Origin of the sequence: Pseudomonas sp. UC 17F4, assembly GCF_900101695.1 — a bacterium.
In the GTDB taxonomy this organism is placed as follows: domain Bacteria; phylum Pseudomonadota; class Gammaproteobacteria; order Pseudomonadales; family Pseudomonadaceae; genus Aquipseudomonas.
This window is the reverse complement of sequence record NZ_FNKV01000001.1, coordinates 5,444,133-5,467,653: the sequence shown is the minus strand read 5'-3', so window position 1 is coordinate 5,467,653 and position 23,521 is coordinate 5,444,133. Positions and strand designations below refer to the sequence as shown.

At 65.1% G+C, this 23,521-nt stretch carries 17 protein-coding genes; 6 read left to right on the top strand and 11 right to left on the bottom strand.

What is annotated here, in order from left to right:
- Window positions 1-21 precede the first annotated feature (21 nt).
- On the bottom strand, window positions 22-1,482 hold the full coding sequence (gene mltF, locus BLR26_RS24945) for a membrane-bound lytic murein transglycosylase MltF (RefSeq protein WP_045196482.1): 1,461 nt from the start codon (window positions 1,480-1,482) through the stop codon (window positions 22-24).
- Between the two features lie 246 nt (window positions 1,483-1,728).
- Between mltF and purL the strand changes: the two genes are divergently transcribed.
- The gene (purL, locus tag BLR26_RS24940; RefSeq protein WP_093386975.1) at window positions 1,729-5,628 is read left to right on the top strand and encodes a phosphoribosylformylglycinamidine synthase; all 3,900 of its coding nucleotides are present in this window, start codon (window positions 1,729-1,731) and stop codon (window positions 5,626-5,628) included.
- 3 nt (window positions 5,629-5,631) lie between these two features.
- On the top strand, window positions 5,632-5,943 hold the full coding sequence (locus BLR26_RS24935; protein WP_093386966.1) for a YqfO family protein: 312 nt from the start codon (window positions 5,632-5,634) through the stop codon (window positions 5,941-5,943).
- Between the two features lie 91 nt (window positions 5,944-6,034).
- On the opposite strand, the gene nagE is transcribed toward BLR26_RS24935, so the two are convergent.
- From nagE to tatA, 9 genes are all read right to left on the bottom strand, one after another.
- Complete coding sequence (gene nagE, locus BLR26_RS24930) at window positions 6,035-7,702, bottom strand: N-acetylglucosamine-specific PTS transporter subunit IIBC (protein WP_093386962.1); 1,668 nt, start codon at window positions 7,700-7,702, stop codon at window positions 6,035-6,037.
- A 12-nt stretch (window positions 7,703-7,714) separates the two neighbouring features.
- On the bottom strand, window positions 7,715-10,255 hold the full coding sequence (gene ptsP / locus BLR26_RS24925; protein ID WP_093386957.1) for a phosphoenolpyruvate--protein phosphotransferase: 2,541 nt from the start codon (window positions 10,253-10,255) through the stop codon (window positions 7,715-7,717).
- A 19-nt stretch (window positions 10,256-10,274) separates the two neighbouring features.
- Complete coding sequence (locus BLR26_RS24920; RefSeq protein ID WP_093386953.1) at window positions 10,275-11,297, bottom strand: SIS domain-containing protein; 1,023 nt, start codon at window positions 11,295-11,297, stop codon at window positions 10,275-10,277.
- Window positions 11,287-12,384: an N-acetylglucosamine-6-phosphate deacetylase gene (gene nagA, locus BLR26_RS24915; protein ID WP_093386948.1), complete on the bottom strand. Its 1,098-nt coding sequence runs from the start codon at window positions 12,382-12,384 to the stop codon at window positions 11,287-11,289. The genes BLR26_RS24920 and nagA overlap by 11 nt, the downstream gene beginning before the upstream one ends.
- 10 nt (window positions 12,385-12,394) lie before the next feature.
- Window positions 12,395-13,126, bottom strand: coding sequence for a GntR family transcriptional regulator (locus tag BLR26_RS24910; RefSeq protein WP_093386943.1), 732 nt, complete (start codon window positions 13,124-13,126; stop codon window positions 12,395-12,397).
- Window positions 13,127-13,206: 80 nt separating this feature from the next.
- Window positions 13,207-14,718, bottom strand: a complete 1,512-nt coding sequence (locus BLR26_RS24905; protein WP_093386939.1) for a Fic family protein — start codon at window positions 14,716-14,718, stop codon at window positions 13,207-13,209.
- 92 nt (window positions 14,719-14,810) lie between these two features.
- A complete protein-coding gene (tatC, locus tag BLR26_RS24900) occupies window positions 14,811-15,590 on the bottom strand; it encodes a twin-arginine translocase subunit TatC (protein ID WP_093386934.1) in 780 nt (259 codons plus the stop codon).
- Entirely contained in the window at window positions 15,590-15,868 is a 279-nt protein-coding gene (tatB, locus tag BLR26_RS24895; protein WP_045196499.1) for a Sec-independent protein translocase protein TatB, read from the bottom strand. Before tatB ends, tatC begins: the two co-directional genes overlap by 1 nt.
- Window positions 15,868-16,092, bottom strand: coding sequence for a twin-arginine translocase TatA/TatE family subunit (gene tatA, locus BLR26_RS24890; protein ID WP_093386930.1), 225 nt, complete (start codon window positions 16,090-16,092; stop codon window positions 15,868-15,870). The genes tatB and tatA overlap by 1 nt, the downstream gene beginning before the upstream one ends.
- Before the next feature lie 143 nt (window positions 16,093-16,235).
- On the opposite strand from tatA, the gene gspK reads away from it, so the two are divergent.
- Window positions 16,236-17,201 (top strand): type II secretion system minor pseudopilin GspK, encoded by a 966-nt coding sequence (gene gspK / locus BLR26_RS24885; RefSeq protein WP_045196503.1) that lies wholly within the window; start codon window positions 16,236-16,238, stop codon window positions 17,199-17,201.
- Between the two features lie 24 nt (window positions 17,202-17,225).
- Here gspK and BLR26_RS24880 read toward each other — a convergent pair whose 3' ends face one another.
- Window positions 17,226-19,274 carry a PhoX family protein gene (locus BLR26_RS24880; RefSeq protein ID WP_093386927.1) on the bottom strand — a complete coding sequence of 683 codons (2,049 nt, stop codon included), beginning with the start codon at window positions 19,272-19,274 and terminating at the stop codon, window positions 17,226-17,228.
- A gap of 237 nt (window positions 19,275-19,511) precedes the next feature.
- Between BLR26_RS24880 and BLR26_RS24875 the strand changes: the two genes are divergently transcribed.
- Genes BLR26_RS24875 through gspD form a run of 3 tightly spaced genes read left to right on the top strand, consistent with a single transcriptional unit; the run spans window position 19,512 to window position 23,521 of the window.
- Window positions 19,512-21,143 carry a bifunctional UDP-sugar hydrolase/5'-nucleotidase gene (locus tag BLR26_RS24875; RefSeq protein WP_093386922.1) on the top strand — a complete coding sequence of 544 codons (1,632 nt, stop codon included), beginning with the start codon at window positions 19,512-19,514 and terminating at the stop codon, window positions 21,141-21,143.
- On the top strand, window positions 21,140-21,565 hold the full coding sequence (locus BLR26_RS24870) for a pilus assembly protein PilZ (RefSeq protein WP_093386916.1): 426 nt from the start codon (window positions 21,140-21,142) through the stop codon (window positions 21,563-21,565). The genes BLR26_RS24875 and BLR26_RS24870 overlap by 4 nt, the downstream gene beginning before the upstream one ends.
- A 3-nt stretch (window positions 21,566-21,568) precedes the next feature.
- The gene (gene gspD / locus BLR26_RS24865) at window positions 21,569-23,521 is read left to right on the top strand and encodes a type II secretion system secretin GspD (RefSeq protein ID WP_093387682.1); all 1,953 of its coding nucleotides are present in this window, start codon (window positions 21,569-21,571) and stop codon (window positions 23,519-23,521) included.

Below are 23,521 nucleotides of genomic sequence, written 5' to 3'. Positions count from 1 at the left end.
GGCCTTGCCCCGCGAAACAGTTCAGAGTGGCGGGGTCTGCTCGGTCGGCTTGGTCTTGTTCACGCCGGGCACGTGCAGGTTGCTCTCGGCCACCTGGCTGCCTTCAAGCTGCGGCTGGGTCACCCAGGTGAGGATGTCGTAGTAGCGGCGGATGTTGGCGACGAAGTGCACCGGCTCGCCACCGCGGGCATAGCCGTAGCGGGTCTTGCTGTACCACTGCTTCTGCGACAGGCGCGGCAGCATCTTCTTCACGTCCAGCCACTTGTTGGGGTTCAGGCCTTCGCGCTTGGCCAGCTTGCGCGCATCGTCCAGGTGGCCGCTGCCGACGTTGTAGGCGGCCAGGGCGAACCAGGTGCGGTCCGGCTCCTCGATACTGTCGTCGAGCTCGGATTTGACGTACATGAAGTACTTGGCGCCGCCGCGGATGCTCTGCACCGGGTCCAGGCGGTTGGACACGCCCATGGCCTGGGCGGTGCGCTGGGTCAGCATCATCAGGCCGCGCACGCCGGTCTTGGAGGTGACCTCGGCCTGCCACATCGACTCCTGGTAGCCGATTGCGGCCAGCAGGCGCCAGTCGACCTGTTCCTTCTTGGCCGAGGCCTGGAAGGCCTTCTCGTAGCGCGGCAGGCGTTGCTGCAGGTGCTGGGCAAAGGTATAAGCGCCTACATAACCCAGTACATCGACGTGGCCGTAGTAGCGATCTTTCAGACGCTGCAAGGTGCCATTCTTCTGCACCTTGTCGAGAAATTCGTTGATCTCGTTGAGCAGGCTGTTGTCTTCGCCGGCTGCCACCGCCCAGCGCTGGTCACGGGCATCGCCGAGGTCGAAAGCCACCCGTACCTTGGGGAAGTAGACCTGGTTCATTGCCAGTTCATTGGAGTCGACCAGGGTCAGGTCGATCTGCCCCTCATCGACCATGCGCAGCAGGTCGACCACCTCAACTGCATCAGATTCTTCGTATTCGAGCGCCGGATACTGCTTTTTCAGCTCGGCCATCTGCTCGGCGTGGGTGCTGCCCTTGAGCACCATGATCTTCTTGCCGACCAGGTCCTTGGCGTCGGTGGGCCGTGGACGGCCGTTGCGGTAGATGATCTGCGGGGTGACTTCCAGATACGGGTGTGAAAAGCGCACCTGCGACTTGCGCTGTTCGCTGCTGACCAGGCCGGCCGCTGCGAGCACCGGGCCGGACGGCTGGCCGAGCTGGTTGAACAGGTCGTCGAGATTGTCGGCGGTCTCGATCTTCAGCTCTACGCCCAGATCGTCGGCGAAACGCTTGACCAGCTCGTACTCGAAGCCGGTTTCGCCGTTGCGGTCCTGGAAGTAGGTGGCCGGGCTGTTGCGGGTAATTACGCGCAGCACGCCGTCTTCCTTGACACGCTCGAGGGTGCTGGGTTTTTCAACACAGGCACCGAGCATCAGGAAGAGTCCGGTTGCGATGAGCCATCTGGCGCACCGCTGGCGCAAAGCGGTTTGGGCGAACATAGGTTGCAGTATACGCAAAGGACCGGCCGCGCCATATCTCGACAACGGTTTGCTTGTCTGCTAGCGATCTTTGCGTTAAAGGCAAAATGCAGGGCAAAGCCGGCGGTTTTTTTTGACCCCCGAGTCCGCTTTGCCGGGCCGACATGCGGAGGTGCTGCAATGCTGTGTTTCGGGTGCCGGAAGCGCCGGAATTAGGCTAGAATGCACGGCCTCTAAGCACACCCCCTTCCTGAGGCTGTCCCGACGATGTTGATCCTGCGCGGCGCTCCTGCCCTTTCTGCCTTTCGCCACGGTAAGTTAATCGAGCAACTGAGCCAGAAAGTCCCCGCTGTTAGTGGTTTGTATGCTGAATTCACGCATTTCGCCGAGGTTGACGGCGATCTGAGTGCCGACCAACAGCAAGTGCTCGCGCGCCTGCTCAAGTACGGCCCGAGCGTACCGGTCCAGGAGCCAAGCGGGCGCCTGTTCCTGGTGGTTCCGCGTTTCGGCACCATCTCGCCCTGGTCGAGCAAGGCCAGCGACATCGCTCACAACTGCGGCCTGGAAAACATCCAGCGCCTGGAACGGGGCATTGCCTACTACGTCAGCGGTGAGCTGAGCGACGCCGACGCCGCCATCGTTGCCGACATCCTCCACGACCGCATGACCCAGCTGGTGCTGGCCAAGCTTGAAGAGGCCGCCAGCCTGTTCAGCCACGCCCAGCCCAAGCCGCTGACTGCCGTCGACATTCTCGGCGGTGGCCGCGCCGCGCTGGAGAAAGCCAACGTCGAGCTGGGCCTGGCCCTGGCCGAAGACGAGATCGACTACCTGGTCACCAGCTTCCAGGGCCTCAAGCGCAACCCGCACGACATCGAGCTGATGATGTTCGCCCAGGCCAACTCCGAGCACTGCCGCCACAAGATCTTCAACGCCAGTTGGGATATCGACGGCCAGAGCCAGGAAAAAAGCCTGTTCGGCATGATCAAGAACACCTACCAGATGCACAACGAAGGCGTGCTGTCGGCTTACAAGGACAACGCCTCGGTGATCGTCGGTTCCGTCGCCGGGCGCTTCTTCCCGAACCCTGAGACCCGCCAGTACGGTGCGGTGCAGGAGCCGGTGCACATCCTGATGAAGGTCGAGACCCACAACCACCCGACCGCCATCTCGCCGTTCTCCGGCGCCTCCACCGGTTCCGGCGGCGAAATCCGTGACGAAGGCGCTACCGGCCGCGGTGCCAAGCCCAAGGCCGGCCTGACCGGTTTCACCGTTTCCAACCTGCGCATCCCGGGCTTTGAACAGCCATGGGAGCAGGCCTACGGCAAGCCGGACCGCATCGTCACCGCCCTCGACATCATGGTCGAAGGCCCGCTGGGTGGCGCCGCGTTCAACAACGAATTCGGCCGTCCGGCGCTGACTGGCTACTTCCGCACCTTCGAGCAGTCGATCAACACCCCGCACGGTGAAGAAGTACGCGGTTACCACAAGCCGATCATGCTGGCCGGTGGCCTTGGCAACATCCGCGAAGACCACGTGCAAAAGGGCGAGATCACCGTCGGCGCCAAGCTGATCGTGCTCGGCGGCCCGGCCATGCTCATCGGCCTGGGTGGCGGCGCGGCTTCGTCGGTCGATACCGGCGCCAGCTCCGCTGACCTCGATTTCGCCTCGGTGCAGCGCGAGAACCCGGAAATGGAACGCCGCTGCCAGGAGGTCATCGACCGTTGCTGGCAGCTGGGTGACAACAACCCGATCGCCTTCATCCACGACGTCGGCGCCGGCGGTATTTCCAACGCCTTCCCGGAACTGGTCAACGACGGTGGCCGCGGTGGCCGCTTCGAATTGCGCAACGTGCCCAACGACGAGCCGGGCATGGCCCCGCACGAGATCTGGAGCAACGAATCCCAGGAACGCTACGTGCTGGCGGTCAGCGCTGGCGACTTCGAGCGCTTCCAGGCCATCTGCGAGCGCGAGCGTTGCCCGTTCGCGGTGGTCGGCGAGGCCACTGCCGAGCCGCACCTGACCGTGACCGACAGCCACTTCGGCAACACCCCGGTCGACATGCCGCTCGACGTGCTGCTGGGCAAGCCGCCGCGCATGCACCGTTCGGTGACCCGCGAAGCGGAGCTGGGCGATGATTTCGACCCAAGCACCCTGGAACTGAACGACTCGGTCGAGCGCGTCCTGCGCCACCCGGCCGTGGCCAGCAAGAGCTTCCTGATCACCATCGGCGACCGCACCATCACCGGCCTGGTTGCCCGCGACCAGATGGTCGGCCCTTGGCAGGTACCGGTGGCCGACTGCGCCGTCACCGCCACCAGCTTCGACGTCTACAGCGGTGAAGCCATGGCCATGGGCGAGCGTACCCCGCTGGCCCTGCTCGACGCCCCGGCGTCCGGGCGCATGGCCATTGGCGAGACCCTGACCAACCTGGCTGCCGCGCACATCGGCAAGCTGTCCGACATCAAGCTGTCGGCCAACTGGATGTCGGCTGCCGGCCACCCGGGTGAAGATGCCCGCCTGTACGACACCGTCAAGGCTGTCGGCATGGAGCTGTGCCCGGAGCTGGGCCTGACCATTCCGGTGGGCAAGGACTCGATGTCGATGAAGACCAAGTGGAGCGAAGAGGGCGTTGACAAGAGCGTCACCTCGCCGATGTCGCTGATCGTCAGCGGCTTCGCCCCGGTGCTCGACGTACGCAAGACCCTGACCCCGCAACTGCGTATGGACAAGGGCGAGACCGACCTGATCCTGATCGACCTGGGCCGCGGCAAGAACCGCATGGGCGCCTCGATCCTGGCCCAGACCCACGGCAAGCTGGCCGCCGTAGCGCCGGACGTCGACGACGCCGAAGACCTCAAGGCCTTCTTCGCCGTGATCCAGGGCCTGAACGCCGACGGCCACCTGCTGGCCTACCACGACCGTTCCGACGGTGGCCTGCTGACTACCGTGCTGGAAATGGCCTTCGCCGGCCACTGCGGCCTGGACCTGGAACTGGACACCCTGACCAGCAAGCGCGAAAAAGTCGCCGCCATCCTCTTCAACGAAGAGCTGGGCGCGGTGATTCAGGTGCGTCAGGACGCTACTCCGGACGTGCTGGCGCAGTTCAGCGCAGCCGGCCTGGGTGAAGACTGCGTCGCGGTGATCGGCCAGCCGATCAACAACGGCGAAGTGCTGATCAAGCTGGCCGGTGAAGAACTGTTCAAGGGCGACCGCCGCCTGCTGCAGCGCCAGTGGGCCGAGACCAGCTATCAGATCCAGCGTCTGCGCGACAACGCCGACTGCGCCGACCAAGAGTTCGACGTGCTGCTGGAAGAAGACAATCCCGGCCTGAGCGTCAAGCTCGGCTTCGACGTCAACCAGGACATCGCCGCGCCGTACATCAAGAAGGGCGTGCGTCCGCAAGTGGCAGTGCTGCGCGAGCAGGGCGTCAACGGCCAGGTCGAAATGGCCGCAGCCTTCGACCGCGCCGGCTTCAACGCCATCGACGTGCACATGAGCGATATCCTTGCCGGTCGCGTCGACCTCAACGACTTCAAGGGCCTGGTGGCCTGCGGCGGTTTCTCCTACGGTGACGTGCTCGGCGCCGGTGAAGGCTGGGCCAAGTCGGCGCTGTTCAACGCCCGTGCCCGTGATGCCTTCCAGGGCTTCTTCGAGCGCAGCGACAGCTTCACCCTGGGCGTGTGCAACGGTTGCCAGATGATGTCCAACCTGCACGAGCTGATTCCGGGCAGCGAGTTCTGGCCGCACTTCGTGCGTAACCGCTCCGAGCAGTTCGAAGCCCGTGTGGCCATGGTCGAAGTGCAGAAGTCGAACTCGATCTTCCTCCAGGGCATGGCCGGTTCGCGCATGCCGATTGCCATCGCCCACGGTGAAGGCCATGCCGAGTTCGCCAGCGAAGAAGCCTTGCTCGAAGCCGACCTGTCCGGTTGCGTGGCCCTGCGCTTCGTCGACAACCACGGCAAGGTCACCGAAAGCTACCCGGCCAACCCGAACGGCTCGCCGCGCGGGATTACCGGCCTGACCAGCCGCGACGGTCGCGTCACCATCATGATGCCGCACCCTGAGCGGGTCTTCCGTGCCGTGCAGAACTCCTGGCGTCCGGATGACTGGAACGAAGACGCGGCGTGGATGCGCATGTTCCGCAACGCCCGGGCGTGGGTGAACTAAGGGGTGTACAAGCTCGCCTTCTTCGTCCCGCCAAGCCACGTGGAGGTGGTCAAGGCCGCTGTGTTCGCTGCCGGTGGCGGGCGCATCGGCAACTACGACTGCTGCGCCTGGCAGGTGTTGGGCCAGGGCCAGTTCCGTCCGCTGGACGGCAGTCAGCCGTTCCTCGGGCAGGCGGGCGTGGTCGAGCAGGTCGAAGAGTGGCGGGTTGAGCTGGTGGTGGCCGACGAGCTGATCGGCTCGGTGGTCGCTGCCCTCAAGCTCAGCCACCCTTATGAAACCCCGGCTTATGAGGTCTGGCAGCTAGCGGACTTCTAAGGATCTCATCGCGGGTCAAGTCGGGTCGCCGCACCGCCGCTCCCACAGTGGGAGCGGCGGTGCGACGCCTCGACTTGCCCCGCGATGCTTTTCAGCCCTGCAACGCCTGGCTCAAGGCAGCAGCACGCTTGCCCAGCAACAAATGCCAGGTCCCGTCCGCCAGCGGACTGACCCCTTGGCACCCCAGCGCCAACAGGCGCTCGCGCGTCACTTTGCGCGCATCCTTGAGCTCGACCCGCACTCGGGTCAGGGCCACGCAATCGACCTTCAACAAGTTGTCCTTGCCACCCAATGCACTGAGCCAGTCTTCAGCGGCCATGCTTTCGCTCGCCTCGGCTTTCACTTGCGGCTGTTCGACGACATTCGCCAGGGCATGGGGCAGCTGGTTGCGAATCTCGTCGGCAATGGTGTCGGCCAGCGGCCCGACCACCACCTGCAGGCTACCGCCGGAACCCGGACGTACCACGGCCATGGCCCCGAGGGTTTTCAGCATGCCATCGTGGGCCAGGCCGCGGTCATTGAGCAACAGGCGCAGGCGTGTGGTGCAGGCGTCTACCGAGAGCAGGTTGGCGGCACCGCCGAGAGCATCGATGTAGCGCTTGCCGCGTGGTGCGCTAGCGTCCTGGACTGGAGCTTCTTCGCTGGGCTGGTCTTCGCGGCCCGGGGTTTTCAGGTTGAAGCGGCGGATACAGAAGTCGAAAACGAAGTAGTACACCAGCGCATACAAAAGCCCGACCGGGAACACCATCCAGCCATTGGTCGAGCGGCCCCAGCCCAGGGCCATGTCGATGGCGCCACCGGAGAAGGTAAAGCCCAGGCGGATATTGAGCAGGTCGCACAGGGCCATGGCCAGTCCGGTGAGCACGGCATGGATCAGGAACAGCAGCGGCGCGAGGAACATGAAGGCGAACTCGATCGGCTCGGTAACGCCGGTCAGCGCCGAGGTCAGGGCCATCGACAGGAGGATACCGCCAATCAGTTTGCGCCGCCCCGGCAGGGCATGGCGGTACATGGCCAGGCAGGCGGCGGGCAGGCCGAAGATCATCATCGGGAACATCCCGGCGAGGAATTGGCCGGCCCGGGGATCGCCGGCGAAATAGCGGCTGATGTCGCCGGTTACCGTCAGGCCATTGGCACCTTCGAAACTGCCAAAGACGAACCACACCAGATTGTTGAGGATATGGTGCAGGCCGGTGACGATCAGCAGGCGGTTGAACACGCCGAAGAAGAACGCGCCGATGCTGCCGCTGTCGAGCAGCAGTTGGCCGAGGCTGTTGATGCCGTTCTGCAGGGGCGGCCAGATCAGGCCGAACAGCAAGCCCAGGCCCACCGCCGATAAACCGGTGGCAATCGGCACGAAACGCCGGCCACCGAAGAAGGCCAGGTACTCGGGTAGCTTGATGTCCTTGAAACGGTTGTACAGCGCACCGCCGAGCAGGCCGCACAGAATCCCGGCGAGCATGCCCATGTCGATGTGCGGGTCGATGACCTTGAGGGTCGAGACCAGCACCAGGTAACCAATGGCCCCGGCCAGGCCCGCGGTGCCGTTGTTGTCGCGGGCAAAGCCGACGGCAATGCCGATGGCGAAGATTAGCGCCAGGTTGGCGAAAATCGCGTTGCCGGCATCGTGGATCAGGGCGATGTCCAACAGGTCGGTGTCGCCCAGGCGCAGCAGCAGGCCGGCAATCGGCAGGATGGCGATGGGCAGCATGAGGGCGCGGCCGAGCCGTTGCAGGCCCTGGATGAAGTGCTGGTACATGGTGCGCTCCGGTTATTGTTCTGTGCTGAGTGGGGAGTGGCGGTGGTGTAGCGGGCGTGCGGCGAAATCGCGGCAGGCCTGGCGCACCGCGCGGGCGCTGGACAGGCCCAGCAGCTGCTGGCTGAAGGTGCGGCATTCACTGCTGTCGAGCTGGCGCACGCGCTCCTTGATCTCGCCGACCTGCGGGGCGCTGACCGACAGCTCGCTGACCCCGAGGCCGACCAGCACCGCGGTGGCCAGCGGCTCCGAGGCCAGCGCGCCGCACACCCCGACCCAGCGGCCATGGCGGGCAGCGCCCTGGCAGGTCAGGTCGATCAGGCGCAGCAGCGCCGGGTGCAGGGCGTCGACGCGGGCGGCCAGACCCGCGTGGTCACGGTCCATGGCCAGGGTGTACTGGGACAGGTCGTTGGTACCGATCGAGAAAAAATCGGCGTGTTCGGCCAGGCGCTCTGCGAGCAGGGCGGCGGCCGGAACTTCGATCATCACCCCGAGTTCGGCGCGCTGGTTGATGCCCAGTTCGCTGGCCAGGTGGTCCAGGCGCTGGCGGATTTCCAGCAGCTCATCGACCTCGCTGACCATCGGCAGCATGACCCGGCAGCGGCGCTGCGGGCTGACCTGCAGCAGGGCACGCAATTGCAGGTCGAGCAGCTCGGGGCGCACTTGGCCCAGGCGAATGCCGCGCAGGCCGAGTACCGGGTTGGCCTCGTGGGGCAGGGGCAGGTAGTCCAGTTGCTTGTCGCCGCCGACATCGATGGTACGGATGATCACCGGGCGATCGCCCATGGCGTCGACTACCGCCTGGTAGGCGCTGAGTTGCTCTTGTTCATCCGGGGCGGTGTGGCGGTCGACGAAGAGGAATTCGGTGCGCAACAGGCCGACGCCGTCGGCGCCAAGAGTCAGGGCCTGGGCAGCTTCGGCCGCCGAGGCGACATTGGCGGCAACTTCGATCAGGCGCCCGTCACGGGTCTGGGCGCTGCCCTGGGCGGCGGCTTGTTGCTGTTGGCGGCGTTGCTGCTGTTGCTGGCGAAGCTGCGCGACTTCGGCCAGGCGTTCGGCGTCTGGCGCGGTTTCCAGCCGGGCCTGCTCGCCGTCCACCACCAGCACCTGGCCGGCCTGCAGGTTCAACAGCTCCGGGCCCAGGGCAACCAGGCACGGCAGGCCGCGGGCGCGGGCGAGGATGGCAACGTGCGAAGTGGCGCCCCCGGCGACCATGCACAGCCCGGCTACCGCGTGCTTGTCGAGCAGCAGCAGGTCCGAGGGCGTCAGTTCATGGGCGGCGACAATCGCCGAGGGTGGCAACTCGAGTTCGCGGCTTTCGCCGAGCAGGGCGCGTAATACCCGTTGCTGCAAATCCTGCAGGTCGTTGGCGCGCTCGGCCAGCAGCGGCTTGTCGAGGGCGTTGAGGATCGCGCACTGGGCGTCGATGGCCTGGCTCCAGGCGTGGCTGGCGGCAATGCCCTGGTCGATGCGCTGACGTGCAGCGTCGATCAGTGACGGATCGTCGAGCAGTGCCAGGTGCGCTTCGAAAATGGCTGCAGCATCACCTTGTTGCAGCTGTTTCAAGTCGCCTTCAATGGCGGCTTTGACGCTGACCAGTGCGGCGTCCAGGGCCTGGTGCTGCGCAGCGGGCGTATGGCCGCCCGGGTCTGGCGGCAGGCGTATCCCGTCCAGACGCGCCAGCGGGCCACAGGCCAGGCCCGGCGATGCGCAGACACCGTTGAGGATGCCGGGCTGCAGGTTGGCGACGGGTGTGGCCTGAGCACTGATGGCAGGGGCGGCATGCTGTTCGCCGACGCTCGCGGTGGTGACTGCTGCCAATAGTGCCTGCAGCGCCTGCGCACTGTCGGCACCGCTGCAAACAATTTCAACTTCATCCTGCTCGCCGACACCCAGGCCCATGATCGCCACCAGGCTGTTGAGCGCGGCGACCTGGCCGTTGAAGTGCAGCTCGGCGCGGCTGCCAAAGCCCTGGGCAGTCTGGCGCAGCAGCGCCGCAGGGCGCGCGTGCAAGCCGCCGTGATGAGCGACTCTGGCGCTGCCGCGCACGGTTTCGCCGCTGCTGGCTGCTTTGCCTGCAGCGATGCTGGCATTGGGGATGACATCCAGCAGCGGCGCACCCAATGCCACCGAGCGAGTGGTGCGCGGCAGCAAGCGGTAGTCGCTGCTGTTGCTGAGGATCATCACCGTGATCAGGCTGGTGCAGTGTTGCGCCACCAGGTCGAGGTCAAAGCGGATCAGCGGCTGGCCACGTTCGACCCGTTCGCCGTTGGCCACCAGTGCTTCGAAGCCGCGGCCCTGCAGCTGCACGGTATCCAGGCCGATGTGCATGAGGACCTCGGCGCCGTTGTCGGCGCGCAGGGTCAGGGCGTGCAGGGTTTTCGCCAGGTGGATGACGGTGCCGGCGCAAGGCGCCTGCAGGCAGTCGTTGAGCGGGTCGATGGCGATGCCGTTGCCCAGGGTGCCGCCAGCGAACACCGGGTCGGGCACCTGGTCGAGCGGCAATAGCGGGCCTTCGAGAGGGGCATGGAGGGTGATGTTCTTGTTGTTGGGCATGCGCAAGGTCCTCGGTGCCTCAGTGAGTTCGGGTCACTTTGCTCAAGTGACGGGGCTGATCCGGGTCCATGCCACGCGCCTCGGCCAGGCCTGCGGCCATGACATAGAAGCTCTGGATCGCCAGCAGCGGATCGAGGCCCGGGTGGGCGGCGCAGCTTAAGGTCAGGTTGCGCTGGGGGATGTCCGCCGGCGCCGCCAGCAGCACTTTGGCGCCGCGCTGGCGCATGTCTTCGGCCAACTGCAACAGGCCGGCCTGCTCGACGCCACGAGGCGCCAATACCAGCAACGGGTAATGGGCATCGATCAGCGCCATCGGGCCATGACGCACCTCGGCGCTGCTGAAGGCTTCGGCCTGGATCGCCGAGGTTTCCTTGAACTTGAGCGCCGCTTCCTGGGCGATGGCAAAGCCGGCTCCACGGCCGATGACCATCAGCCGCTGGCAGTCGCGCAGTTGCTCGATGGCCAGGCTCCAGTCTTGTTCGGCGGCTTCACGCAGTTGCCCGGGTAGAGCCAGGCCGGCGTCGAGCAGCGCCGGGTCCTGCTGCCACTGGGCGACCAGGCGGGCGCTGGCGCTGAGGGTGGCGATAAAGCTCTTGGTCGCGGCAACGCTCAGCTCGGGGCCGGCGCACAGCGGCAGGTGGTACTGGCAGGCCTGCTCCAGTGGCGAGTCTTCGGCATTGACCAGCGCCAGGGTGGTGGCGCCGCGTTCGCGCAGGGTGCGCAGGCTGTCGACCAGGTCCGGGCTCTGGCCCGACTGGGAAAAGCCCAGGGCCACCTGGCCGCGCACCTGCAGGGGCGAGTTCTGCAGGGTCACCACCGACATCGGCAGCGAGGCCACCGGCAGGCCAAGCTGCTGCATGGCCAGGTAGGCAAAGTAGCTGGCGGCGTGGTCCGAGCTGCCGCGGGCGACCGTCAGGGCAACCTGCGGCGCGAGGCTGCGCAGCTGTTCGGCGACGCTGGCAATACGCGCGTCGCAGCGCTGCAACTGGGTCTGCACAACGTTGGCCGCGGCCAGGGCCTCGGCAAGCATCTTAGAGCTCAAGGTGTTCTCCTTCGACCATTACGCCGATCAGGTTGAGGTTGCGATCCAGGCTCACGGCGTCGGCCCAACTACCGGGCTGCAGGCGCCCGCGCTCTTGCAGGCCGAGGTAGTCGGCGGGGAACTGCGACAGGCGCTGGGAGGCTTCGGCCAGGGGCAGGCCGATCTTCACCAGGTTGCGCAGGGCCTGGTCCATGGTCAGGGTGCTGCCGGCGAGAGTGCCGTCGGCCAGGCGCACGCCGCCCAGGCATTTGGTCACGGTGTGGCTGCCAAGTTTGTACTCGCCATCGGGCATGCCCGCGGCGGCAGTGGAATCGGTCACGCAGTACAGGCAAGGAATCGAGCGCAGGGCCACGCGGATGGCGCCGGGGTGCACGTGCAGCAGGTCGGGAATCAGCTCGGCAAAGCGCGCATGGGCCAGGGCCGCGCCGACGATGCCCGGCTCGCGGTGGTGCAGCGGGCTCATGGCGTTGTACAGGTGGGTAAAGCTGGTGGCGCCGGCTTCCAGGGCTGCCACGCCTTCTTCGTAGCTGCCCAGGGTATGGCCGATCTGCAGGCGCACGCCGCGCTCGCTCAAGGTGCGGATCAACGGCAGGTGGCCGGCGACTTCCGGGGCGATGGTGATCACCTTGATCGGTGCCAGGGCCAGGTAGGCGTCGACCTCTTCGAGCAGCCCCAGGTGGGCGAAGTTCGGCTGCGCGCCGAGCTTGCCGGGGTTGATGTACGGGCCTTCCAGATGCACACCGAGCACCCGCGCGCCGCCGTTGCACGGTTGGCGAACGTACTCGCCGAGGGCGCCGAGCACCTGGGTCAGTTCTTCCTTCGGCGCGGTCATGGTGGTGGCCAGCAACGAGGTGGTGCCGAAGCGCACGTGGGTACGGGCAATGGTGGCGAACGCCTGGGCACCTTCCATGATGTCGCTGCCACCGCCGCCGTGTACATGCAGGTCGATGAAACCGGGCAGCAGGTAGGGCAGATCGTTGCCCTGCGGGTCGCAGGGCTGGCCGTCGATGGCGGCGACGCGGCCGTCACGCAGCAACAGGCGTCCGCGTACCCAGCCCGTCGGGGTGAGTATGTTGTGTTCGCTCATGGGGGCTCCGCTAGCGTCGCAGCTCGGCGACAAAGTCGTAGTAGTCGTCGCGACAGTAGGTGTCGGTCAGTTCGATGGGGGTGTTGTCGTCGAGGTAGCCGACCCGGGTCATCAGCAGCATGGCGGTGCCGGGCTCGATGCCGACCCGCGCCGCCAGTTCGGCGCTGGCATTGATCGCGCGAATATGTTGCAGGGCGCGCACCACCGGCTTGCCGATCTGGTCGAGGTACTGGTACAGCGAATCGCCGATAGCCTCGGGGTTGACCAGCAAGCGCGCGGGCAGGGTGCTGTACTCGACGGCCATGACGATGTCATCGGCCTTGCGCAGGCGCTTGAGGTGCACCACCTGTTCGTTGGGCGACAGGCCCAGGCGCACCAGCTCATCGGCAGACGGCGCATCGACGCTACGCTCCAGCCACTGCGAACTGGGCGTGAAGCCCTTCATACGGAGCATTTCGCTGAAGCTCGACAGCCGCGAGAGTGGTTGTTCCAGGCGCGGGGTAATGAAGGTGCCGGAGCCCTGGATACGGCGGATCAGGCCTTGTTCGAGCAGTACTTCCAGAGCCTTGCGTGCAGTCACCCGGGAGATATCCAGGGCTTCGCTGAGGCTGCGTTCCGACGGCAATGCCTGTTCGGCTTTCCATTGCCCGGCATGAATGGCCTGTTCCAGGTTGCGCGCCAACTGAAGGTACAAGGGAGTGGCCAGGGTGTCGTCGGGGCGCAGAGCGGTCAACGGAGGCATGGCGGTAGCTTCAGGTGGCGAGTGGTATTAAAAATTTAATACCACTTACATACCACGTCAATACCACTTGTCAGCCTGTTTCATTTTGCGTCGTCATCAATCGACTCAACCTCAGACTGTTGGTCAGCCAGGGCTTGTCGTGCCGCTTGTTCGATAAAATCGAATACGTGGGCGGGAACCGTGTATTGAAACTGCTTACGCCGGTGCCTGGACACGACACCACCATTGGTCAGGCACATCATGACCAGATTCGAAAGCTCGCTGCCGCGCACGTCAAATTGCTCGTCGACGGCTTTGTAAACGCTATCGAAACAGGCCAGGAAGGTCGTTTCTTCGCGCAGTTCCACTTCAAGCGCATGCTTGGCCATTTCCAGGGTGAAGGCCACGCAAGGCGTTGCATCCCAGTAACGGTAGACGGCCGCATCACCACGGAACTGGAAGTTCAACTGCCCGAAGTCAATCCACTGGACATCCCAAAAATCCCTCACGGGTCGGGAGAAGCTCTGCAGTGCTTGCAGGTATCCTCGCTCGTTCCGTTTCATGGCAACCGACACGGGAAGCAACAGGCCGTTGTCCAGCGCGCCGGCCCGGCACAATGTTTGATGGATCAGGAAGCGAGAAAGCCGACCGTTACCATCCATGAAGGGATGGAGCAGGACAAAGCCGAAGGAGATGATCCCGGCTGCCACCAGTGGATCGGTGCGGGCTGCATCTTCATTGGCAAAGTGCATCAATGATTCCATCAGCTCCCGGCAGAGCTCCGCTGGGGGAGGAACGTAGGTCACACCCGCAGCGCCTTGCAGGGCACCGGCAAGATGGTTCTGTTCATGCCTGAAGGCGCCAGCCATGTCATACGGGTTGCTGATCGTGGCGTTCTGCAAGGCGACCAGATAGTCCTCGGTTAGCGGCTGGCGTTCGTGGGCCTGGCGCAGCAACTGTATGAACTTGCGGGATTTGTCTTCACTGGGCGCTTCCCGTTCGATGGCGAAAGAGTCCTTGGTTTCGTGCAAGTACGCCCAGTTGATTGCGCGGTCCATCATGATGGGCGGCAGAGACTGCATGAATGCCCTGGCTCGTCCGGGAATGTCGTAGTCGAGCAGGGCTTTGATGTGCGGCGTACGTTCGACTGTGGCGCAGTAAGCCAGTGAACCGAGGCCATTGAACTCGACCCGCCACCTGGAGCTTCGCTCCCCAGGCTTGGTGATGTAGTGTTCAGGATCGAAAATGTCCACGAAAGGGCCACGGACCGGAGCTTGCTGCTTCAGCAACTCGCCAGAGAACGCCTCGCGTAAATAGCAGGCCTTACGGATGTATATCCCGTTGGGTGTTGAGCGCAGGGCATCTTCGAATGCTTCGGCGGGGATCTTCGGCAGCGCCTGGGCCAATAGCGCAAGGTTGATCCCTTCGTGCTTCAGGGCAAACAGCGCATGACCCAGCAAGTCGTTGGCCGCAGGCGCAATGGCGGCGGGTACGGCCAAGGTGGTACCGATTTGCTGGATACGCGTAACCGGCTGAACGACAGCCGGTAGCTGCAGCGGTACTACCGTCAGTTGAAGCTGCTGATGAAGATGGGCGTAGCCAACCGCTTGCATGCTGGAAATCCTGTTTTTCGGTTTCAAAGGCCAGGATTTTCTTCACTGGCCCATGAAAATCTTCAGATTTCTCGAGTATGCCGATTTTTTCTTTAGTTGCCAGGCTCATTTGAGGCCTGAAGGCTGACTGGCATTGTGCGCTGTTCTTTGCGCTCGACCGCAGCACAGGCCAGCAAACCGACCTCAAACAAGATCCACATCGGCACCGCCAGCAGGGTTTGCGAGAACACATCCGGCGGAGTCAGCAGCATGCCGACGACGAAGCAGCCGACGATCACGTAAGGGCGACTTTTGCGCAGGGTACCGACGTCGGTGACCCCGGCCCAGACGATGATGAAGGTCGCCACCGGGATTTCGAACGCCAGGCCGAAGGCCAGGAACAGGGCGAGGATGAAGTCCAGGTACAGGCCAATGTCGGTCATCATCGCCACGCCATCCGGGGTGACGCTGGCAAAGAAGCCGAACATCATCGGAAAGACCACGAAGAAGGCGAAGGCCATGCCCGAGTAGAACAGCACGATGCTCGACACCAGCAGCGGCAGGGCGATGCGCCGTTCCTGGCGGTACATCGCCGGGGCGATGAAGCTCCAGGCCTGGTGCAGCAGCACCGGCATGGCGACGAACAGTGCCGCCATCAGGGTCAGCTTGAACGGCGCGAGGAACGGCGAGGTGACGCTGGTGGCGATCATGCTCGCGCCTTCGGGCAGATAGCGGCGCAGCGGTTCCGAGACCTGGGTGTACAGGGTCTGGGCAAACGGCAACAGGCCGAGGAATACCACGGCGATGGCCAGCAGGCAGCGCACCAGGCGCCTGCGCAGTTCGCGCAGGTGAGCGGTGAGCGGCATGCCGGGGTCTTGGCTTGCTGTGTTCATCAGGGGTTTCCGCTGGTTGGGCTGTGGTCCGGCTGCAGGCTGACGCCGCGGCGCAGGTCCTGTTCAAGGCGCTGCAAGGGCAGGGCATCGAGTTCCTGGCTCAGGGCCTGGGTGTCCAGTTCGCGCTCGACCTGGGCCTTGATCGAGGCCATGGCGCGCTTGGCCTGGCCCAGGCCGCGGCCCAGGGTGCGCGCCGCCGCCGGCAGGCGCTCGGGGCCAAGCACCAGCAGGGCGACGATGGCCACCAGCAGCAGTTCGGTAAAACCGACTTCGAACATCAGCGCTGGTGTTCCGCTTGGTGCACGCTGTCGGCCTGCAGCGGCGCCTGGGGTTTGACCGGGCTTACGGCTTCGTCCGTGGCCGGGCCGTTGCCCATGGATTTGCGAAAGCCCTGGATCGCATCGCCGACATCCGCACCCAGGCCCTTGAGGCGCTTGGTGCCGAACAGCATGAACACGATCACCAAGACGATAAGCAACTGCCAGATCCCGATACCACCCATGAAAAATGCTCCAAGCTCATGAAAAAGAAGGCCTTATCCTGCCTGCGCTTTGTGACGCAAAAGTGACGTGCAGCTGTATTTGCCATGTACCTGCAACATCCGTTGTGTTGACTGACGGCTCATTGGCTAGGGATGTGCAGTTCATGGGTGCGAAGCGGCAACAAGGAGCGGCGCTGTTGATGGTGCTGGTGGTGCTGGCGATGCTCGCAGGCGGCCTGACCTGGCTGGTGCAGGACGGTCGCCAGCAGATCGACAGCGTGCGCCTGGTGCAGCAACGGGTGCAGGCCAGGGCCATGGAAACCGCCGGCCTGGCGTTTGCCGAGCAGGCCCTGAAAGACCCGGCCTGGCGCGCCAGCCCGCTGTTCTGGCAGGCGCTGCGCGGGCAGCCGCTGTCTTATGCCTTTGCCGGCGGCTCGGCGGCCTTGCGCATCCGCGACCTGCACAGCTGTTTCAACGTCAACGCGCTGATTGGCGAAGAGAGCGAACGGGCCGCACGGCAATTGCGCTACCTGCTGGGCGATGACATGGCCGCGCAACGCTTGACCGATGCCCTGGCCGACTGGATCGACAGCGACGGCCAGGCCCGGCTCAGCGGCGCCGACAGCGACCAGTACCTGCGCCAGTCACCTGCGCGCCTGGCGGCCAACCAGATGATGGTCGACATGAGTGAGCTGAACCTGCTGCTTGAGCCCGATGCCAGCCGCCAGCAACGCTATCCACAGTTGTGCGCGCTGCCGCAGACCAGCGGCTGGCGGCTGAATGCCAATGCCTTGAGCCTGGAGCAGTTGCCATTGCTTGAAGCGCTGTACGAAGGGGAGGTGTCACGTTCGCTGCTGACCCGGATCATCACCGGCCGGCCTGCTGGCGGTTATCACGATGCGGGTGCGTTGCGCCAGGCACTGGGGGCGATGGACGACGCAACATTCGCACGGTTGAGCGAAGGCTTGCTGCTCAACAGCGGTGACTTTGCCTTGCAGCTGGAATTCGAACAGGACGGGCAGAAGATGCGCAGCGAGTTTCAACTGCGCGCACGCGGGATCGTGCAGTGGCACGCGCTGGTGCCGGTCCAGCAGGTGCAGGTGATCAGCCGCTCGCCGCAACCCTGGTAAGGGCTGCGCCGAGCGAGGCTTGGGTTACACGCCGATTTCACCGCCATCGGCACGCTGGATCACCACGGTCGAGGCCCGTGGCCGCACCTTGGTGCCGGCCGCGGTAACGGCAGTGGCGACGTCGGTAGACGGCCAGTTGTCCGGGTGCTGGATGTTGACGAAGATCGACTTGTTGTCGGGGGTGAAGGCAATGCCGGTGACTTCGCAGCCGTTGGGGCCGACGAAGAAGCGGCGCAGGTCGACCTGGTTCTTGGCGTTGACCGGCACCTGCTTGCCCGCGGCATCGACCAGGTCGGTGGGGATCACCGCCAGCATCTGGTCGTTGGTGTAGTCGGTCAGGGTTTTTTCACCGTTGTCGGTCTGGAACCAGAGGATGCCGCGGCTATCGAAGCTCATGCCGTCGGGGCTGGCGAACTGGTTGAGTTCGGTCAGGCCCGAGCGGTTGATGTCGGCAGTGCCGGCGGCGTTGGCGCCAAACACGAAAATATCCCAGCTGAAGCTCAACTGATCGTCGCTGTCGTGCCAGCGGATGATATGGCCGTGGCGGTTCGGCCCGCGCGGGTTGGCGGCATCGACCTTGGCCGCGGTGCGTGCGCTGTTGTTGGTCAGGGTCAGGTACACGTCGCCATTGAGCGGGTTGACCGTGGTCCATTCCGGGCGGTCCATCGGTGTTGCGCCGAGGGCGTCGGCAGCGCCGCGGGTGTTGAGGATGATCCCCGGCAGGTCGCCGTAGATCGAGCCCAGGGTCTTGCCGCTGCTGGTCGGGGTGTTGACGTCGAGCAGCAGCCACACGCCCGAGCCGTCGGCATTGAAGCGGGCGACGTACAGCTTGCCCTGGTCCATGTACTTGTTGCCGGTGGCCAGGCGGTCGGCCGGGTTGGCATCGGCGGCTTCCCACAGCGCGCTGGAGACGAATTTGTACAGGTACTCGTTGTTGGAGTCGTCGCCCATGTACCAGACCAGCGGCTTGCCCACCACCGGCAGCCCCGGGCAGCAGCCCTCGTGGCGGAAGCGCCCGAGCGCGGTGCGTTTTACCGCAAGGGTATTGGCCGTGTACGGATCGATCTCGACGATGTAGCCGTAGGTGCTGGCTTCGTTGCGGAAGTCCTCGGTGGCGCTGGCGCCGCTCGGGGTGACGTTGAAGCGGCTGAATTCACCGTCCACTTCGCTTGGGTCACCGGCGACGCTTTCCCACTTGTAGTTACCGGCCTTGGTGCCGACGCCAATGCGCTTCTGGTCGGCCGGCAGGGTGGCGCTGGTGTTGACGAAAATCCCCGGCCAGTTCTCTTCGCAGGTCAGGTAGGTGCCCCACGGGGTGTAGCCGTTGCCGCAGTTGTTGTTGGTGCCGCGGGCCTGGGTGCCGTTTTTCGAGAAGCGCGTCTTGACGTGCTCGCTGCCGCGCAGGGGGCCTGCGATGTTCATCACCGTGGCGGTGGTGAAGCGGCGGTTGAGCGGGTCGTTGTCGACCACCTGCCAGCGGCCGCTGACTTTCTTCAGGCGGATCACCCCGGCGCCATGGGCGTTGATTTCCTTGCGCACTTCCTCGACCGGGCGCTTGCCGCTGCTGTCGCTGGTCGGGCCGTTGGGGTGCAGGGCGTCGGCGTCGATGTATTCGTGGTTGATCGCCAGCAGACCGTCTTCGGAGCTGCCGTTGATGGGGAAGAAGTGCATGCCGTCATGGTGCATGCCCACCGAGTTGGCCTGGTCGGCGGCGGTGTTGCTACCGTCGGCTTTCCACGGGTTGGCGCTGCTGTTCAGCGGCGTGCCCCAGGGCGCCAGGACGTAAGCAGTGTAGCCGGCGGCGACCACGCAGGCGTCGGTGCGCGAGCCTGGGATTGAAGTGAAGCCGAGCTTCAGTTTCGGCGGGGTTGGCGGCTCGACTACGGGTTCATCGTCATCCGAGTCGCTGCTGTCGAAGCAGCCCGTCAGGCCAGTCCCGGCAATCATCGCGATCGCGGCGCCCAGGCCACCGCGTACCACGCTGCGGCGGCTCAGGTAAGACTCCAGAACGCTGTCCATGGGCAGGTTGCCACTCTGGTTGCGGTTCAGGTTGTCGCCGGTGTCTCGACTCATCAGTTCAGTTCCTTTTGTTCAATGATGCGGCGTGAAAGAAACCGGGACTTTAGTGAGCAAGTGTGATGATTGATTGGCAGTTTTGTTAAAAGGCGTTGAAGGAAATAAATCGTTACCACCTGATTTGCCTGAGGTTTTGCCCTGGCTGTCGATTAACTGCCATCAAACTGTAATCCAGGCGCCCCAATATCCCGGCCCGACAACCAACAAGCGCGAAGGCGACGGGACAGGCTGAACATGCACAGACGGGAAGTGTTGAACTGGATCGGCGTTGGCGCTGCGGCGCCGCTGCTCACGGCCTGCGCGGGCCTGGGCGGGACGTCGGCCGGCAACGACGCGGCGCTCGATGTGCTGTATTTCGCTGACACCCTCGATGCCCGCCAGGCCGGTAAACCGGTGGTCCCGGCCACGCGCCTGGGGCCGGTCACCCACCTCGGCCAGGCGCCCTGGATGACCGGCGCCAGCGCCCGCCAGGCCCGCGCCGAACTCAACCCGCTGCTCGACGCCAGCCTCGCCGATGGTGTGCGCACCGGCGGCTACGCGGTGCTGGCGGCCTTGCTCGAGCAACTGCGCCAAGGCGCCGGGGCTGACAACTGCCTGACTCTGGAGAACGGTCAGGGCTGGAATGGCAGCGGCCTGGCCTACCTGACCCAGGGGGGTAGCGGTGTTGAAGGCAGCCAGTTGCTGGCCAGCGACGTGCGGGTCAGCAGCGATGAGCGGGTGCTGTGGCCGCAGCGTTGCACCGGCCTTTATCGGCAATATGGCAAGCCCGTGCTGGGCGCTGGCTTGGCTGCGGAGCAGGCCACCGCGCTGGGTGTTGCAGCCTTTACAGTGTTTCGTCGTGGTGGTGTGCGGGTCGCCGTGGTCGGCATCACCGACCCCTATGCCCAGGACCAGAAAGCCTCGCTCAAGCAGTGGTACCAGTCGCTGCTGCCGGCCTTCGAACAAGCCCGCGGGCAGGCAGACCTGGTGATCGCCCTGGCCGATGTCGGCACCGGCCCCGGCCTGTGGCTGGCCGAACGCCTGAGCGATGCCGACTTGCTGCTGTGCGCCCGTGGCCAGGACTTCTGGCCTGAGCCGGTGACCGTGCTGCAAGCCAGCGGCAAGCGCGTGCCGGTGCTGTTCGCTGGCAATCGTGCCAGTGGCGCCTTCCAGGTGCGCTGCCAGCGAAGCGCTGGGCAATGGCAATTCAGCGCGCATTTTCATCCGGCCTTCGAAAGCAGCCTTACCCCTGGCGCCCAGGCCCGCGCCGCGCAGATCCGTGGTGCGCTGGCGCAGCAACGCGCCGGTCACGCCGCCTGGCTCGATCAACCCCTGGCGCGCGCACCGCAGGCACTGTGGCGCCGTGATACCCGCGGTGGTAGTTGGGACCGCCTGCTGCACCTGGCCCTGGCCGCCGACAGCGGCTACCCGGTGTTGCTCCCGGGCCTGCGCTACGACAGCCCCCTGGCTGCCGGCCGGGCCATCACCCGCGAACACCTGATCAGCCTGACCGGCAGCTACCCGGCGCCGGTGGTCGAGGCGCCTGCGCGGCAAGTCGAGCAGGTGCTGGAAAACGCCGCCGAGCAGTTGTTCGGTGACCCGCTATTGCTCGACAACAGCCAGGACCTGCCGCGCTGGCTGGGCCAGCCCTGGCAGTTGAGCTACAGCCCGAGCGGCAAGCGCGTCTCGGGCTTCAGCGAAACCCAGGGGCAGTGCCGCACCTTCGGCCTGCAGTACGCCTCCAGCAGTGGCGAGCCGCTGTGGCAACGGGTCGAGGCCTGGCTGGCGCAGCAGCCAACCGACTGGCAATTGCCAGCGTTGCAATTGCCGCAGCTGCGCTATGTCCAGGGCCATCCCGGTTGGCATCCCCGTGAGTTGAGCGCGTGATCCGCGCCTCGCGCCTGTTCAGCGGCGCGCTGCTGACCCTGGCCGCCTGGCTTGCCGCCCAGTGTGTTTTGCAGCTCAGCCGCACGCCGCTGCCGGCGGTGGCCGATGTGCCGCAAGCAACGCCTTTACCGGGCCTGATGGTCGGCCATTGGCAGGCCCAGGCCGACAGCGGTGAGGTGCCGCTGACCCGTTTACCGCTGGAGTACCTGGGCGGCCTGCGGGCCGTGCCGCTCAGCGCCACGGTGGTGGTGCTGCGTTACGGCCAGGCTACGCGCAGCATGCGCCGTGGCCAGCGCCTGGCGCCGGGCATCGTGCTGGAGAGCATCGATGACCAGGGCCTGATTTTCGACAACCAGGGGCGGCGCGAACGCCTGCCCTGGCCGCCACGGCCTGCCGTGACCGGCTTTAAGCGCCAAGGATGAATGATGATCGCAAGACTCTGCCTGGCCAGCGTGCTGAGCCTGGGCCTCAACCTGGCCTGGGCCGAAGAGCCGGTGGCGCTGGATGACAACGAGACGCCGTTATACGAAGTCAATTTCGTCGACACCGAGCTCAGCGAGTTCATCGACAGCGTCTCGCAAATTACCGGCACCACCTTCATCGTCGATCCACGGGTCAAGGGCAAGGTCACCGTGCGCACGGTCGATCGCCATGACAGCGACGCGATCTACGACATCTTCCTGGCCCAGTTGCGCGCCCAGGGTTTCGCCGCCGTCGACCTACCCAACGGCAGCGTCAAGATCGTCCCCGACCAGGCCGCGCGGCTTGAGCCGGTACCGGTGGAGACGGCGGACAAACCGGCGCAAGGCAGCGACGGGGTCGCCACCCGTGTGTTCAATGTACGCAACGCCGCCAGCGAGCAATTGCTGGGCATCCTCAAGCCGCTGATCGATCCCCGGGTCGGGGTGATCACCCCGTACCCTGCGGCCAACCTGCTGGTGATCACCGACTGGCGCAGCAACCTGGAACGCATCGACAGCCTGCTGCTGCAGCTCGACCAGGTCAGTGACGAGCCGATGCAGGTGATGCCGCTGCAGCATGCCAGCGCCAACGACACCAGCAAGTTGATCAGCCAGTTGCTGGCCCGCGAGCAGGGCGCCGACAGCGCCCAGGTGGTGGCCGACCCGCGCAGCAATGCGTTGCTGGTGCGCGGCAGTGCCGACAGTCGTGAGCGGGTGCGCGCCTTGTTGGCGCAACTGGACCGCCCCGGCGATAACCTGCGCAGCTCCAACACCCAGGTGATCTACCTGCGCCACGCCAATGCCAGCGAAGTGGTCAAGGTGCTGCGCAGCCTCAGCCAGGACACCCTGCCAGCCGCCAACGGCGAGGGCGGCAAGGACGACAAGGCGCCGATGCCGGTAAGCAGCTCGGGGATTCGCCTGGAATATGAAGAAGGCACCAACGCCGTGGTCATGGTCGGCCCCGACAGCGAACTGGCGGCTTATCGCAACATCGTCGAGCAACTGGACGTGCGCCGCGCGCAGGTGGTGGTCGAGGCGATCATTGCCGAGGTCTCGGATTCACGCGCCGAAGAGCTGGGGGTGCAGTGGCTGTTCGCCGATGAGAAGTTCGGCGCCGGCACGGTCAACTTCGGCAGCAGCGGCCCGAGCATCGCCGCCATCGCCGGGGCTGCAGCGGGCAAGGACAACGCCGCGCTGGCCAAGCTGCTGTCAGGCACCAACGGCCTGACCGCAGGCTTTGGCAACTTCGGCGGCGGTTTCAACTTCGCCGTGCTGGTCAATGCGCTGAAGAGCAAAAGCGGCTTCAACCTGTTGTCGACGCCAACCCTGCTGACCCTGGACAACGCCGAAGCGTCGATCCTGGTCGGCCAGGAAGTGCCCTTCGTCACCGGCTCCGTGACCCAGGACAACACCAACCCGTACCAGACCATCGAGCGCAAGGAAGTCGGGGTCAAGCTGCGCATCAAGCCGCAGATCAACATCGACAACACCGTGCGCCTGGACATCGTCCAGGAGGTCTCCTCGATTGCCGACAACGCTTCGGCCAGCGATGTGATCACCAACAAGCGCGAGATCAAGACCAAGGTCATGGTCGAGGATAACGGCCTGGTGATCCTTGGCGGGCTGATCAGCGACGAGGTCACCTCGAGTAATCAGAAAGTGCCGTTGCTCGGTGATATTCCCTGGCTGGGGCGGCTGTTCAGTTCCTCCGGCCACCAGGGCGTGAAGCAGAACCTGATGGTGTTCATTCGCCCACGCATCCTGCGCGACGGCCCGAGCCTGGCCAGCCTGAGCACCGAGAAATACCGCAACCTGCAGCAGGACACTGCCCTGAAGCTGCCGGCCATCAGCGATGACGGCAAGCTGCTGCAAGCCTTTCCGGCCAGCCGTCAGCGCCTCGACGAGGGGGTCTGGTGA

Excerpts from the sequence above, each read along its gene's own strand:
- purL (WP_093386975.1), top strand. The coding sequence starts at position 1,729 with ATGTTGATCCTGCGCGGCGCTCCTGCCCTTTCTGCCTTTCGCCACGGT.
- tatC (WP_093386934.1), bottom strand. The coding sequence starts at position 15,590 with ATGAACACAGCAAGCCAAGACCCCGGCATGCCGCTCACCGCTCACCTG.
- nagE (WP_093386962.1), bottom strand. The coding sequence starts at position 7,702 with ATGTACCAGCACTTCATCCAGGGCCTGCAACGGCTCGGCCGCGCCCTC.
- BLR26_RS24910 (WP_093386943.1), bottom strand. The coding sequence starts at position 13,126 with ATGCCTCCGTTGACCGCTCTGCGCCCCGACGACACCCTGGCCACTCCC.
- nagA (WP_093386948.1), bottom strand. The coding sequence starts at position 12,384 with ATGAGCGAACACAACATACTCACCCCGACGGGCTGGGTACGCGGACGC.
- gspD (WP_093387682.1), top strand. The coding sequence starts at position 21,569 with ATGATCGCAAGACTCTGCCTGGCCAGCGTGCTGAGCCTGGGCCTCAAC.
- tatA (WP_093386930.1), bottom strand. The coding sequence starts at position 16,092 with ATGGGTGGTATCGGGATCTGGCAGTTGCTTATCGTCTTGGTGATCGTG.
- BLR26_RS24905 (WP_093386939.1), bottom strand. The coding sequence starts at position 14,718 with ATGCAAGCGGTTGGCTACGCCCATCTTCATCAGCAGCTTCAACTGACG.
- BLR26_RS24880 (WP_093386927.1), bottom strand. The coding sequence starts at position 19,274 with ATGAGTCGAGACACCGGCGACAACCTGAACCGCAACCAGAGTGGCAAC.
- gspK (WP_045196503.1), top strand. The coding sequence starts at position 16,236 with ATGGGTGCGAAGCGGCAACAAGGAGCGGCGCTGTTGATGGTGCTGGTG.
- tatB (WP_045196499.1), bottom strand. The coding sequence starts at position 15,868 with ATGTTCGAAGTCGGTTTTACCGAACTGCTGCTGGTGGCCATCGTCGCC.
- mltF (WP_045196482.1), bottom strand. The coding sequence starts at position 1,482 with ATGTTCGCCCAAACCGCTTTGCGCCAGCGGTGCGCCAGATGGCTCATC.
- BLR26_RS24875 (WP_093386922.1), top strand. The coding sequence starts at position 19,512 with ATGCACAGACGGGAAGTGTTGAACTGGATCGGCGTTGGCGCTGCGGCG.
- ptsP (WP_093386957.1), bottom strand. The coding sequence starts at position 10,255 with ATGCCCAACAACAAGAACATCACCCTCCATGCCCCTCTCGAAGGCCCG.